This is a genomic window from Streptomyces sp. A012304, from assembly GCF_026008495.1.
Lineage (GTDB): Bacteria > Actinomycetota > Actinomycetes > Streptomycetales > Streptomycetaceae > Streptomyces.
This window is the reverse complement of the sequence record NZ_BQUN01000068.1, coordinates 212,600-226,694: the sequence shown is the minus strand read 5'-3', so window position 1 is coordinate 226,694 and position 14,095 is coordinate 212,600. Positions and strand designations below refer to the sequence as shown.

Annotated in this window: 13 protein-coding genes; 12 read left to right on the top strand and 1 reads right to left on the bottom strand. The window is 71.3% G+C overall.

What is annotated here, in order from left to right; all coding sequences use genetic code 11:
* Positions 1-8: 8 nt before the first annotated feature.
* Positions 9-1,610, bottom strand: a complete 1,602-nt coding sequence (locus ALMP_RS16180; RefSeq protein WP_264928562.1) for a sialidase family protein — start codon at positions 1,608-1,610, stop codon at positions 9-11.
* Between the two features lie 157 nt (positions 1,611-1,767).
* Between ALMP_RS16180 and ALMP_RS16175 the strand changes: the two genes are divergently transcribed.
* From ALMP_RS16175 to ALMP_RS16120, 12 genes are all read left to right on the top strand, one after another.
* On the top strand, positions 1,768-2,433 hold the full coding sequence (locus ALMP_RS16175; protein ID WP_264928560.1) for a pyridoxal 5'-phosphate synthase: 666 nt from the start codon (positions 1,768-1,770) through the stop codon (positions 2,431-2,433).
* Positions 2,434-2,518: 85 nt separating this feature from the next.
* Positions 2,519-3,487 carry an RlpA-like double-psi beta-barrel domain-containing protein gene (locus ALMP_RS16170; protein WP_264928558.1) on the top strand — a complete coding sequence of 323 codons (969 nt, stop codon included), beginning with the start codon at positions 2,519-2,521 and terminating at the stop codon, positions 3,485-3,487.
* A gap of 415 nt (positions 3,488-3,902) precedes the next feature.
* Positions 3,903-4,682: a TauD/TfdA family dioxygenase gene (locus ALMP_RS16165; RefSeq protein WP_264928556.1), complete on the top strand. Its 780-nt coding sequence runs from the start codon at positions 3,903-3,905 to the stop codon at positions 4,680-4,682.
* A complete protein-coding gene (locus ALMP_RS16160) occupies positions 4,679-5,071 on the top strand; it encodes a cysteine dioxygenase family protein (RefSeq protein WP_264928554.1) in 393 nt (130 codons plus the stop codon). Before ALMP_RS16165 ends, ALMP_RS16160 begins: the two co-directional genes overlap by 4 nt.
* A gap of 23 nt (positions 5,072-5,094) precedes the next feature.
* Positions 5,095-6,603 carry a radical SAM protein gene (locus tag ALMP_RS16155; protein WP_264928552.1) on the top strand — a complete coding sequence of 503 codons (1,509 nt, stop codon included), beginning with the start codon at positions 5,095-5,097 and terminating at the stop codon, positions 6,601-6,603.
* Positions 6,604-6,657: 54 nt separating this feature from the next.
* A complete protein-coding gene (locus ALMP_RS16150) occupies positions 6,658-7,971 on the top strand; it encodes a nucleotide sugar dehydrogenase (RefSeq protein ID WP_264928550.1) in 1,314 nt (437 codons plus the stop codon).
* Entirely contained in the window at positions 7,968-9,224 is a 1,257-nt protein-coding gene (locus ALMP_RS16145) for a hypothetical protein (protein ID WP_264928548.1), read from the top strand. Before ALMP_RS16150 ends, ALMP_RS16145 begins: the two co-directional genes overlap by 4 nt.
* Positions 9,215-9,844, top strand: coding sequence for a PIG-L deacetylase family protein (locus tag ALMP_RS16140; RefSeq protein ID WP_264928546.1), 630 nt, complete (start codon positions 9,215-9,217; stop codon positions 9,842-9,844). Before ALMP_RS16145 ends, ALMP_RS16140 begins: the two co-directional genes overlap by 10 nt.
* The gene (locus tag ALMP_RS16135; RefSeq protein WP_264928544.1) at positions 9,841-10,722 is read left to right on the top strand and encodes a sugar phosphate isomerase/epimerase; all 882 of its coding nucleotides are present in this window, start codon (positions 9,841-9,843) and stop codon (positions 10,720-10,722) included. The genes ALMP_RS16140 and ALMP_RS16135 overlap by 4 nt, the downstream gene beginning before the upstream one ends.
* Entirely contained in the window at positions 10,713-11,813 is a 1,101-nt protein-coding gene (locus ALMP_RS16130; protein WP_264928542.1) for a hypothetical protein, read from the top strand. The genes ALMP_RS16135 and ALMP_RS16130 overlap by 10 nt, the downstream gene beginning before the upstream one ends.
* Positions 11,814-11,819: 6 nt before the next feature.
* Positions 11,820-13,235, top strand: a complete 1,416-nt coding sequence (gltX, locus tag ALMP_RS16125; RefSeq protein ID WP_264928540.1) for a glutamate--tRNA ligase — start codon at positions 11,820-11,822, stop codon at positions 13,233-13,235.
* The gene (locus ALMP_RS16120; protein ID WP_264928538.1) at positions 13,228-14,094 is read left to right on the top strand and encodes an FkbM family methyltransferase; all 867 of its coding nucleotides are present in this window, start codon (positions 13,228-13,230) and stop codon (positions 14,092-14,094) included. Before gltX ends, ALMP_RS16120 begins: the two co-directional genes overlap by 8 nt.
* The last annotated feature ends 1 nt before the right edge of the window (position 14,095 follow it).

Below are 14,095 nucleotides of genomic sequence, written 5' to 3'. Positions count from 1 at the left end.
GGGCGGGATCACACCCGGGTCGACAGCACCCGTCCCTCCACCGTCCCGATGACCAGCGCACCGCTGTCGGAGACGCTCAGGCAGGTGGGGGTGAAGACATGGCCGCCGACGGCCGTGGGGACCCGGCGCAGGATCTCGCCGTCGTCGGCGCGGAGCGTGAGGAGTTCGCCGTTGTCGGGGCCGGCCGCCGTCACGGCGTGCACCAGACCGGCGTGGGCGTCGACGCCCGTGACCCGCGCGGGCAGGCGGTGCGCCCACACCACCTCGCCCCCGGGCAACGCCCGGCGCAGCAGGAACCCGTCCAGGCCGTCGGTGCAGGCGTGGACGAGCCCGGCCCCGTCGTCCTCGACGTACACGGCGGGCCCGCCGCGCAGGAAACGCCCCACGGGGCCCACGGCGGCGTCGCCCCACGCGTACGGGAACAGCCGCTCGGCCCCGTCCGGCGCGACCCTGACCACCCACTTCTCCAGCAGCTCGGTGCGCGTGTCCTCGGCCCCGGCCCCCTGGAGCAGCAGCAGGTGCGGCGACCGCCGCACCTGGAGGTCGTACGAGTTGTCGCTCTCCCCCAGCGCGAGAGCACCCAGCCGCTTCCCGGACGGGGTCAGGACGACACTCTCGTACGGCGGCCAGCGCGGCCCCGGGTACAGCTCGCGGGAGTCCCGGGCGATCCAGACGCCGTCCGTCCGGGAGGCGAGGGCGACGGGGAAGGCGAACTTCAGCTCGGCGAGGAGGGTGCCGTCGGCGAGCGCGAACCGCCGCAGCAGGGTGGTCCGGTTGTCGCTGGTCCCGACCAGGACGGTGATCCAGACGGTTCTCTCGTCCGGCGTCACGTACAGCCGGCAGCCCGAACGCTGGAAGGCGTCCTCGGGGGCGGGCACGGACCACAGCTCCCCGCCGTCCGGCGACCAGCACTCCAGCAGGGTGCCGCCCTGCGCGGCCGTGAGCACCCGCCCGTCGCGCAGCGCGTGCACGACGGCGACACCGGCACGGCGGGTCCAGGTACGGCCCCGCTCGGCGGCGAGTTCGGCGAGGTACCGCTGGGGCCGGGTGAGGTCCGCCGCCCCGGGCCGCTCCCGGTCGATGTCCACGGGGACGCGTTCCCCGGCCACCAGCGCTTCGAGAGCGGCGGAGGCGTCGGTGTCCGGGCCGGCCGCCGTCGCCCAGTCGTCCCGTTCGACGACGCGGCGCGTGTACGCGTCCCGACCCAGGTCCTCGTAGTCGACGACGGGCGCGGCGAACGTCACCTCCAGCCGACGCGCGTCCAGCCAGCGCAGGCCGGTGACACCGACGTCCGGCAGGGCGGCGTCGGCGCGGCGTCGCGTCCCGGGCTCGTAGAGGTGCAGTCCGCCGCGGCGCTCGAACTCGTCACCGTCCTCGGTGCCGACGGCCAGGACGGGCAGGGCGGGGTGGAAGGCCATGTCCTCGATGCCCCGCTCCAGCACGAACTGGTCCCACAGCGCCAGATCACTCGTCCGGTACACGGCGACCCGGCCGCCGCCGTTGCGGCCCGTGACGGAACAAGCGACGGCGAGCCAGCGGCCGTCGGCGCTCACCACGGTGGTGAAGGGGTGGCCGACCTCGGGGAACGGATCGTCGGGGATCAGGCGCATGGAAGCAGAGCGTAGTCAGCGCCGGTACGGCGACCACGCCCGGAGCCGCACCCGGCCGGCGGGTCCACGGCGACCACGCCCGAAGTCGCTCCCGGCCGGCACGTCCACGGCGACCACGCTCGGAGTCGCTCCCGGCCGGCGGGTCGATACTCGACCCATGGGAACGGATCTTCACGAGCTGCTCAGGTCACTGCGGGTGTGGGACCCGGAGGTGACCGACCTCCCGGCGTTCGACCCGGCGACGGCGCCCGACGAACCGCTGGCGCTGTTCACCGCCTGGTTCGCCGAGGCGGTCGCGGCGGGCGAGCGGGAACCGCACACGATGACCCTCGCGACGGCCGACGAGGACGGCCTGCCCGACGCCCGGATCGTCATGCTGCACGGCGCCGACGCGGACGGCTGGTCCTTCGCGACCCACGTGACCAGCAGCAAGGGCCGTGCCCTCGCCGCCCGCCCCTACGCGGCCCTCACCTTCTACTGGCCCGTCCACGGCCGCCAGATCCGCCTGCGCGGCCCGGTCACCGCGGCGCCCGCCGAGGAAGCCCTCGCCGACCTGCACGCCCGCTCCACGGGCGCCCTGGCAGCCGCCCTGACCGGCCGCCAGAGCGAAGTCCTCGGCTCGCTGGAGGAGTTGGCGACGGCCTCCGAAGCCGCCTGGGAACGCGCCCGCCACGACCCGACCACCCCGTCCCCGACCTGGACCCTGTACCGGCTCCGCCCGCAGGAGGCGGAGTTCTTCCAGGGCGAGGAACGCCGCCGCCACGTCCGTCTCAGGTACCGCCGCGTGGAGGAGGCGTGGGCGCGCGAGTTGCTGTGGCCCTAGGCATTTCCCGGGACGCGGCAACGTTCGTGGGGCCGGTGGCGACTGAGGGGAGGATGTGTTTCCCGGATCGTGTGAGGACTCAGTCGTGGCTTCCGCTTCGCATCGCCGTGCCCGTGGTGGCCGGCGCACCGCACCTGTCGCCGTCGTCGTCACGGCGGCGGCCGTCGTGCTGCTCGTGTCCCTGGTGGTGGCCCTGCGCCCGGAGGGCGGGGGCGGGGGCGGCGCCGAGGGCGGGGCGGCCGTGGTGACGCCCGTCGCGGAGACCGAGGCCTCCGGCCCACCGACGGCGCCGACACCCTCCGCGACACCCACGGCCTCGGCGTCCCCGAGCGCCACCGCCGCGACGGCCACACCGTCGGCCTCCGCCACCCCGACCCCGTCGGCGCGGGCGACGGCCGGCGGCGGCAGACCCCGCACGCCGTCCACCGCGGCGCCGGCGGGGGGACGGGTACGGCCCGGCGTCACCTACCGGGGCGTCGCCACGTCGTACGACGCGGGCAACGGCGACGGCGCCTGCTCGTTCGGGCCCAGCGACGACCTCATGATCGCGGCGATGAACACCGCCGACTACGAGACGTCCAAGGCGTGCGGGGCGTACGTGCGGGTGCGTGCGGCGAGCGGCGCGTCCGTCACGGTCCGGATCACCAACGAGTGCCCGGCGCCCTGCGCGCCCGGCCAGCTCGACCTCAGCACCCAGGCCTTCGCGAAGCTGGCCGACCTCTCGGTGGGCCGGATAGCGATCACCTGGACCCTGCTGAGCCCCAGCACCACCGACACCGTCTCCCTGCGCTACAAGACCGGCTCCAGCCAGTACTGGTGCGGCATCCAGGCACTCGGCCACCGCAACCCGCTGGCGCGCCTGGAGATCCGCACGGGCGACGGATGGACCGCGCTGCCCCGCACCGAGTACAACTACTTCCTCTCCGAGCGGGGCACCGGCTGCGGGGGCGCGATCAGGATCACCGACATCTACGGGGAGCGGCTGACCGTCGAGGGCATCGCGCTGCGCCCGGGCGCCGTGCAGGCGACCGGGGTTCAGTTCGCGGCGCACTGACGGCGCCGCTCGCGGGCGGTCATGGTGAAGTCTTGAAAGTTTTCACCCGAACCACACAGGTGGGGTGAGGGCGGACATCCGTGTTCACCGTGGCGTTGTGTGCATCAGGCGTCACCTGCGGAAACCTCGTCTCCTGGCAGCGAACGCGCCCCCGCGCTCCACCGAATTCCCTTTTGGCATAGGCGATTTGACGCCAAATCACAAACACCGCACAACCGACATGTACGGTTTCGACCTCTGGACGGCTCCTCCGGGAGCCGCCAAGAATCATCCCCGCGGTCTGGCTCAGATCCAGGCCGTTCTGTGTGGTTTCCGCTTGCGCACGCCACTGGGACGGAGAAGGACTTTGAACGCAGGCAGCCCCCCGGCACAGGCGTTGAAACAGGCCTCCCCGACGGATCGCGGCATCAGGGTCGTGCGGAGCCCGGACGACCTTCTGTCGGCCCCCGTCGCGGCGGACGAACTCAGGCACCGCGCCGTACTGGTCAAGTCGTCAGCCGTCGCGGACAGGGACACGCTGGAGGCAGTGCAGACGGCGCTGCCGTGGATGGACGTCTGGCGTGACCACCGCTCCTACGTCACCGGTGTGTGGCGGTGCGAGGTCGACGGCGCCCTGGAGCGGCCCGACTACACCGCCTACCGCCCGCGCACTCTCGACTTCCACACCGACATGTCCCGGTACCTGCGACCGCCGGAGTTCACCGTCATCCGGTGCGTGGTGCCGGACGCCGAGGGCGGCGACAACCTGGTCCTCCACATCGACGACATCCTCACCCGGCTCCGCGGGCTCGGCCGCGACGACATCGTCGACATGCTGGTCGCGGAACGGCCCCTGAGCATGGAGCCGCGCCACTACAACCACGGACGGGTGGCGGTCGGGACACCGGTCACCGCCGCCCTGGTCGTTCCGGAGGCCGCCGACGCCCCCTGCCGGATCTACGACCGGCACGGCGCCAGCAAGGGCGACCACCTGGCGCTCTCGCAGGAGGAGGAGCGGCTCTTCGACGAGTTCTTCGCGTACTGCCGCGGTCAGGAGGACCTCGCGGAACGCGTCCGGCTCGAGGCCGGCGACATCCTGGCGTTCTCCAACTGGCGCTTCATGCACGCCCGTCTGGAGTGCTCGGGTTCCGGAAGGGTGACGGAGATCTGCATGGGCAATGACGATCGTCTGCCGACGGAGGGTGACAGCGCATGAAGCCAGGTCTCGACCGGTTCCCGCTCACCGCGGTGAACCTCAAGGACATGCTGTGGTTCGCCGAGGAGGGGCGGGCCGTGCAGCGCCTCTACACCTCCGACCAGTGCGATGTGATCCTCGTCGGCTGGGAGGCCGGCCAGGAGAGCTCGTACCACGACCACGGCATCTCCGAGTCCGTCGTCCTGGTCGTCGAAGGGCGGATCACGGCGGTGAGCGAGGGCCAGGAACGCGTCCTCGGGCCGGCCGAGACGCTGGTGACGCCGCAGGGGGCGCACCACCGGATGCGCAACGACGGGCCCGGACGTGCCGTCACCTTCCACATCTACGCGCCGCCCATGCAGGGCGGTGTGTCGGCTCCGTACATCGATCACACCACCGACAGCGACTGACCGCCGAGGCGAGGAGTCTCCTCATGGCTTTGACCATGCAGCCTGTTGATCTGCGTGAGTTCACGTACCAGGGACAGCAGTACGCCTACGAGCCCAACACCCTTCGTTTCGCGCCCGTGGGACGTACGAACGAGCGCCTCACTCGTCACCTCGACGAGGCGGAGCGACCGAGGACCATCCTGAAGGAGCTGCCCAAGGGCGGCATCAGCTTCATCACGCTCAACGTCGCCCACGACTGCAACATGGCGTGTCCCTACTGCTTCGCCAAGCAGGGCCTGTACGGCGGCAAGGAACGCAAGCTGATGGACGTGGAGGCCGCGCGGAAGTCCGTCGACTGGCTGTTCCAGCAGGCCGGCGAGAAACCCGAGGTCTACCTGCGTTTCCTGGGCGGCGAGCCCCTGATGAACGTGCCGGTCATCCGCCAGGCCGCCGAGTACGCGGAGGACAAGGCGAACCGTTCCGGCAAGCGCGTCTACATGAGCATCAACACCAACGGGACGCTCTTCAACCGCGAGATCGAGCAACTGCTGAAGGACCACCGCATGACGGTGTCCATCAGCATGGACGGCACCCGGGCGGCCCACAACACCTTCAGGATCTTCCGCAACGGCAGGGGCACCTACGACGCCGTCGTGCGCAACATCGAGAAGTTCCTGGACATCGACCCGCACACGATGATCAACGCCACCCTCACGGCGAGCAACCTGGACGTCGACGAGTACGCGGAGCTGTTCCGCAGCCTCGGCGTCAAGCTGATCCGCTACGCCCTGGTCGGCACCGCGGTGCCCGAGATCGCCGTGGCGAAGGAACAGAAGCTGGCCCAGCTGATCGCCGCCTACGACCGGCTCGCGGAGGCGTACCGCGACCAGCTGCTGCGCGGCGACGTGTGGTACCTCGCCGACTTCTACAAGTACTTCGGCAACTTCAGGAACCTGGAGAAGCGCCACAACCGCTGCGGTGCGGGCACCGCGTACGTGAACGTCGACGTCGACGGCAACGTCAACCTCTGCCACCGCTTCACCACGGACGGCACCCAGCGGATCGGCTCGATCGACCGCACCACCGTGGACGTGCCGCTCGGCATCCGCCGCCGGGAACAGGGCGACGCGACGTCGGCGTCGGTCCCCTCCGGTCCCGAGGTCTCCAAGCTCACCGGCCAGCCGGGCGTCAGGGCGTTGCAGCTGCTCGGCGAGTCCGAGCGGCCCAAGGGCACCGCCGTCCCGGCCCACCTGCACAAGCAGCTCGACGGCACGCCGTTCTTCGAGCAGACCGAGTCCACCGCCGGCGTCAAGAACGCCAACGTCTGCGCCCGGTGCGACATCCGGTACGTGTGCGGCGGCTCCTGCTTCCACGACGGCGAGATCCTCTACGGCGACCTCTTCGGCGGCCCGGACGGCTTCAAGTGCGAGATCGACCGGCACCTGGCGAAGATCTCCATGTGGCTGCTCGACACGATCTTCGAGCACGACCCCTCGCTCCTCGGTCGTCTGGACGACCTGCACCTGCGCTCCCAGCAGCACCACGCGGAGTAGGACGCGGCAGTGTCCCCCCGCTCGTACCTGGATCAAGACGAAGTGAGGAGTCACATGGGCGGACCGAGTGACGACGAGATAGCCATCTGGGGTCTCGGCCTGATCGGATACACCCTGGCCGGGGAACTCGCCCGCACGGGTCGGCGCTGCCTCATCATGGACATCGACGAGGAGCGCGTCGCTCGGCTGAACAGCGGCGAAATGCCCTTCACGCATCTGCCGAAACTCCCTTACACGTACGCCGCGGAGACCCGGAGCGGCATGCTCAGGGCGACGACCGAGGACGAGCTGCTCCTCACCGCGGACCACCCCGTCCACATCCTGTGCATCCCGACGGAGGCTCAGGGCAGCATCGACGACGGCACGCTGGGCCATGTCGTCAAACGCATCGCCAACGGGGCCCGGGCCCGTCCGCTGCACGTGGTGGTCGAGTCGACCATTGCGCCGGCGTGGATCGACTCCGTCATCCACCCGGCCTTCCAGGAGGCTGGCCTGGAGCACCGCACCGACTACCACCTGGGCTCCTCGCCACGCCGCGACTGGCTCACCGAACGAGGGCGGACCATGGCGTCCATCCCCAAGATCATCGGCGGGGACTCCCCCGAGATCACCGCGCTCATGCGGAAGCTGTACGAACCGATCTGCGGCGAGATCCACGAGGCGCCCGACGCCAAACATGCCGCCCTGGTCAAGGTGATCGAGAACTACTTCCGCTACCGGGACATCCTGCTGGCCAACGAACTCGTCACCATGCTGCCCGGCTACGACGTGTCCTCCGTGCTGCGCATGGCGAGCACGAAGTGGAACATGCAGGAGTACCACCCCTCACTGGGCATCGGTGGCTACTGCGTGCCGCTCGCCAAGGACTACCTGGCCGCGGAACCCGGCCTGGAAGGCCTGGCGGAGGAGCTCGACTCCACGGAGGAGAGACTCTTCTCCGAGGCCAGACGCGCCCTGCGGAAGCACGGACGGTTCGGCACCGTGGCGGTGCTGGGCGTGGCGTACGCACCCGAGATGAAGATCCACGCCCGCTCCCCCGGCGTCCGGCTCGCCCGTGAGCTGGCCAAGGACGGGGTGACCGTCCGGGTCCACGACCCGCTCTACTCCGACGACGAGATCACCCGGATCACGGGCTGCGCGCCGCTGCGGTTCCCCGACGGACTCGCCGAGTGCGACAGCGTCGTCCTCGTGACCCCGCACGAGCCCTACCGGGCCATCGACCGGGAGGCCCTGCTCGCCGGGCTGTCCCAGGCGACCTGCGTCGTCGACAACCTGGGCACCTGGGCGGGACGCGCCTTCCCCGAGCACGTCCGTTACGTCGAAGTGGGCGGACCCGGATACATCAGCGGACCGGTGACGCTGTCATGACCACAGCGACCCCAAGGACACCCGACCCCCTCGGCTTCCTGCGCGGCGTCTCCGTCAGCGAGGCAGCCGCGACAGCCGCCAAGGTGACCGCCATCGACCGCCGCTACCTCACCCTGGACGTCGGTGGGCAGACCCTCTCGGTCGCGGACGTCGCCGCCCGGCTGGACAAGCTGAGCGCACAGCCCGAGGAGACCTGGCAGGAGGACGAGGCCCGGCTGTTCGCCGCCTTCTACGCGATGGGCCAGGCCCACATCCGCCTGGAACAGGTGGGCATCACCGCGGACCTGGAGGTCGTCGAACGCCACCTCCGTCGGATGCACCTGGAGTACCGGACCCGTCTCGAGGAGCTGGGCGAGGACGGCGGGCCGCCGACCGACAGCCTGGAGTGGTGGGAGGTGGCGGCGCGGCTGCCCGTCCTGCGCCGGAGCATCGACCGCACGTTCATGCGGGTCCTGGAGATCGACGGCCGCACCTGGCACCGCAGGGAGCTGCTGCTGCCCCTGGAGCAGCTCCACGGCGACGTGCTGCCGCCCGCGCTCGCCGCCGCCCTGGCGGAGCGCCATCCGGCGGTCGCGGTCCCGTCGTCCGGGGACGTCCACGCCTGCCTGCGGGAGGCGACCCTCGCGGAGATCGACGCGCACGAGACGCCCATGGCCCTGATCGAGCTGATCATGGCCCACGCGGCGGAGGACCCACGGCACCCGTCCGACCACGCCACCCTGATGTGTCCCCGGGGCACCAACCTCGACCGGCCCGGCCGGCTCGGCAAGGAGGACTTCGGCATCTACGTCGTCTTCCACCGCGACTTCGTTCCGCAACCGGGCTCTGGAGTGGGCGACCACACCGCCATCCGCAAGGCGATGTACGCCCATCACGCGGCCAAGAAGGCCCGCGTGGCGAAGAAGATCTACGACGCGGACGACCGGTACACGCCCGCCGGCCTGGCCGACGACCTCGGAGCGCGGGGCATCTTCTTCAACGAGAACGCCCACCACCGCGGCCATGTCGTCGCCGGCGTGACCACGGCGCTGCGTTCCCTCATGGACATCCGGGTCACCACCCCGGAGGGGGAGCACGATGTGCGCGGCCTGACGGACTGGCGCATATCCCGGGCCGGCACCGAGCCGGAGGCGCACTACTCGCTGGACGAGTACCCGCCCTTCTACTCCTACGGCGCCTGGCTGCGTACCGTGGTGGAGACGGCGCTCGGCGCCGGCGCGGTGCTACCGACCATGATCGGAAAGTGGCGGTGAGTTCGGTCGCGCTCGCCTTCACCGCGCACCCCGACGACGCCGAGATCGGGATGGGCGGCACCCTCGCGGTGCTCGCCGCGGCGGGGTGGGAGGTCCATGTGGTCGTGGCATCGGTCCCCGACCACCGTGAGCGCCGGCTGTCGGAGGTGACGGCCGGCGCCGCCGCGCTGGGAGCGAAGGCGCACGTCCTCGACCGGCCGGGCACCTGGCAGGTGGAGGACCTCCCGGCCTACGCGCTCGTCCGGGAGTTCGACTCCTACGTCAGGGAGCTGCGTCCGGCGAAGGTCTTCACGCACTGGCACGGCGACACGCACCGGGACCACGTGCTGGTCGCGCAGGCCACCGTCTCGGCGCTGCGGGGACACACCGCGGACCTGTTCATGGCGGAACAGGCCAACCAGTACGCCGCCTCCGTCGCGCCGTTCCCGCTCAACACGTACGTGGACGTGTCCGAGCAGTTCGCCCGCAAGCTGGAGGCCGTCGGCTGCCACACCTCCCAGTCGGCCGGTGCGAAGTACGCGGAGCATCTGCGGGCGAGGGCCCGCTATCACGGGGACCGCAGCGGCTGTGCCTTCGCGGAGGCCTTCTCCTGCGTGGTGCAGCGGCTGGAGTTCTCGTGACGGAGGCGACGGCGGTCCGGAAGGCGGTGCCCCGTATCGGCCTGTCCACGGCGGGCGCCGGGCGGATGACGGATCTCGGCGCCCTGGCGGGGCTGGGCCCGGACAGTCTGGAGGTGTGCGCCTGCGGCCCCGGAGAGTGGCCGCGGGTCGCCCGGTTCATCAGGTCCGCGTCCCTGCCCGTGGGCCTGCACTGTCCCGTGCCGTACGAAGGGCGTCTGCGGGAGTTCCAGATCACCGGGCCCACTTCCGAGGGCCGACGCGTTGCGCTGGACCTCGTCCGGCGCACCCTCGAAGCGGCCGTGGACGCCTCGGCCGCCTACGTGGTCGTCCACTTCCCCACCCCTCACCCCCGCCCCATCGGCCCACCACCGCGCCCGGAGGGAGCGGACGGTGACACACCCGAGGCCCTCGTCGACGCCGGTGCCCGGCTGGCCGAGTTGCAGCAGCTGTTCGGGGTGCCGTTGTTCGTCGAGAACCTCAGCTACCACCCGCGGTTCGGCTCCGCGACCGACTACCGGGCGTTCTTCGAGGCCTTCCCCACCCTGCGCATGTGCCTGGACGTGGGGCATGCCCACACCTCGATCCATGGGGAGGACGTGTACGACTTCGTGGCCGGGACCGGCGAGTTCATCTCGTCCGTGCACCTGTACAACACCCAGGACGACGGCCCGGACGCGGGGAGGCACCAGGTGCCGCTGCCCGCCCAAACCCCGGGGGACGGCTGGATCGACCTGCCGAGGCTGATGCGCACACTGGCCCGGCACGCGCGACCGGAGTACGTCGTCCTCGAACACGTCACCGGACAGCCCGACGCCGGCTCGGCCTACGCGTCGACGCGGTGGCTGCGGGAGCTCACTCAGGAGCTGCCGTGGAACTGAGTGATTCGGCGCGCCGCCTGCACCACCGGCTGCGCGGGGCGCGCATCGGACCCCGGGTGTCCATCGGCCGGGGCACACGCATCGAGGCCGACGAGATCGAGATCGGCGCGGGCGCCCGCGTCGGCCGGGACGTACGCATCACGGCCGACCGCGTGGTCGTCGCGGCCGACTGCCACATCGGCGACGGCTGCCGGATCACCGCGGAGAACCTGCACCTCGGCTACAACTGCGTCCTGTTCCCCGGCGTGACCGTGCACACCCTGGGCGAGGCGCGCTTCGGGCCGCACGCGAAGATCAGCCGGGACGCGGTGCTCAAGGCGGGGCGGATCCTCACCGGCACCGAGTTCTGGATGAACCGCCGCGCCGAGATCGGCGGCGGTGGATGGCGTTCCGGCGACGGTCTGTTCCAGGCCGGCGACCGCTGTCACATCGGGCGCAGCAGTCACGTCAACACGGCCGAGCCGGTCGTCCTGGGCGACGACACGGCCATCGGCATGGACTGCACCCTCGCCACCCACGCCCACTGGCAGCCCGCCGACGACGGTTTCCTGTACGCCCACGGACCGGTCACCCTGGGGTCCGACGTGGCGATCTACAGCCGGTCCGTCATCTCCCCCGGCGTACGGATCGCGGACGGGGGCACCGTGGCCGCCGGCTCGGTGGTGACCAAAGACGTTCCCGAACGAGGCCTGGTGGGAGGGGTGCCGGCCCGTCTCCTGCGGATCCAGGAACGGCCGGCCTCCCCCGCACCGCTGCGGACAGCGGCGCTCGCCGCCTTCGCCCGCCGACGCTGGCCGGCCGCCGAGGTGGACACGGATGACGCGACCTGCTTCCGGCTGCGCGGCACCCGTCCCGCCGTGGAACTGCTCCTGGAGGCCGGCGAGGTGCTGCACGTCCGCGTCGCCGGGCCGGCCGGCGAACACGTCTGCCGGTTCGACTTCGCCAAGAGGGTGCTCAGCGGCGAGGCGAGCGAGGACTCGGAGGCACTGCGCGGCCATCTGTTCTCGTACGGCATCCGCTTCCGGTACGAGGGATACCGCCGCGCCCCGCTGCGTTACGAGGCGCTGGTGGCGTCCGGGTTGGAGGACTGACGTCCGATGACGGTGAGAGTCAGGGTGGGCCCCAGCCTGCAGCGTCCCCTTTCCGTCGGTGCGCTGCGGATCGCGCTGTTCAACCACGCCTTCGCCGAGGCCAACGGCGGGTCCTTCGTCATCCGTGTGGAGGACACCGACCGTACACGTCTGGACCTGGAACACACCGACGACCTCTATTCCATGCTGGCCTGGACGGGAGTCGACTACCACGAGGGCGGGCTCCGCGGCGGCCCCTACGGGCCGTACACCCAGTCCGAGCGGGCGGACCTGTACCGGACCCACGCCCATCACCTCGTGGCCGCGAAGGTGGCGTACTTCTGTTTCTGCTCCCCGGGTGAGATCCGCGCCATCCGCGAACAGCAGCGGTCGGCCGGACACCCGCCGCGCTACGACGGGCGGTGCGCCACGATTCCGCTCGCGCAGGCATGGGCCCGGGTGCACCGCGGGGACCCCCATGTCGTCCGCATGAGGATCCCCGGGGAGGCCGGGGCACGGATCCACGTGCACGACGCCGTCCACGGGAAGGTCGGGATCCCCCTGTCGACACTGGACGATCAGATCCTGCTCAAGGCGGACGGAATGCCCACCTACCATTTCTCGTCCGTCGTCGACGACCACCTCATGCACATCACCCACGTCATCCGCGCCGACGTCTGGCTGGTGAACACGGCGAAGCACCTGCTGCTGTACGACTGGTTCGGCTGGGAGCCCCCGCGGTTCGCCCACGTCCCGCCGGTCTCGAACGGGATCTACCGCACGCCCGTGCGCGAGCTCAAGGACCGCGGCGTGCCGGCCGACGCGGTGGTCAACTTCGCGGCGGCACTGGGCTGGCGGCAGCACTCCGGCCAGGAGGTGTTCACCTTGCGGGACATGACCTCCGCGTTCGCTCTCGGACAGCTCCGGCGGTCCTGCGGCAGCGCCGACCCGGCCCGCCTGGAGTGGCTCAGCGGCAAGCACCTGCGGCGGCAGTCGCACCGCCGGCTGGCGCACGCGGTCGTGCCCTTCCTGACCGACCTGGCCCTCCCGCCCGGCACCCTCGCCCAGCGCGAGCGGGCCGTCGCGGTGTTCCTCCCCCACTGCCGCACCCTGAGGGACCTCGCCGGCCACATCGGTCGGCTCGTCCGCCCGCCGGAACTGCCTCCCGAGGTCCGAGAACTGCTCGCGGCCCACCGGACGACCCTGCCGGCGGTCGTCGCCGCCCTGCGGTCCGCACCCGTCGGCTCGGCCGAGGAGGCGAGACGAGTCCTCGAAGGCGTCGCACAGGAGGAGAACGTGACAGCGCGCACCGTCCTCGACTGCGTCCGCTGGGCGGTGTGGGGATCGCGCACCAGCCCCGACATCCTCGCCCTGGTCGCCCTGCTCGGCCCGGCGGAGAGCGCCGACAGGATCGCGCGAGCCCTGGAGCCGCAGAGTGTTTGACGCGGAGTTCAGGCAGCGTGTCGTCCCCCAGTTCAGCAGTCGCCGCTGGCGTTACAGCCGGCTTGCCAACCTCGTCGCCCGCAACCGGGCGGTACCCGCGGCCCGCTGCCTCACCAAGGCCGCCCACGCGTGGCTGGACGCGGCCGACAACGTGCAGTTCGACATGGGCACGAACGGCGAGTCCCGGCTGCTGACCCGTCTCGCCGCCCACGCTGTGTCAGTGGTGTTCGACGTCGGGGCCAACGTCGGCGACTGGGCGGAGGCCGCCGCACAGCGCCTGCGCGGGGCTCATGTGCACTGCTTCGAACTGGACGAGGAGAACCGCTCCCGGCTGCGGGACCGGCTCTCCTCGCGTCCCGGCCGGTTCACCGTCGCCCCGAGCGGGCTCGACCGCGAGGCGGGCACCGTCGACTACGACTTCTACCCGGCGGAACCGGCGCTGACGTCGATCCTGCCGGTCCCCCACAGCTCGCCCTCGGAACGCCGGACCACCACCGTCGTCACCGGCGACCAGTACGTGGAGGCAGCCCGCGTCGACACGATCGACCTGCTGAAGCTGGATGTCGAGGGCGCCGAGGGCCGCGTCCTCGAAGGCTTCTCCCGAACGCTGGAACAGGGCAGGATCCGGGTGATCCAGTTCGAGTACGGACTGGCCAACGTCGTCGCCCGCTGCCTGCTCGCCGACCTGTACGCACGCCTCGCACCCCACGGCTACTCACTGGGCAGGCTGTTCCCGGACGGAGTCGAGTTCCGCCCCTACGACGTGACATCGGAATCATTCCGCGGCGGCAACTTCGTGGCCGTCCGACCGAGCGAAGCGGCCCTGGCCCGGGCCTTGGCCGCGCCGACGAGGAGGTGAG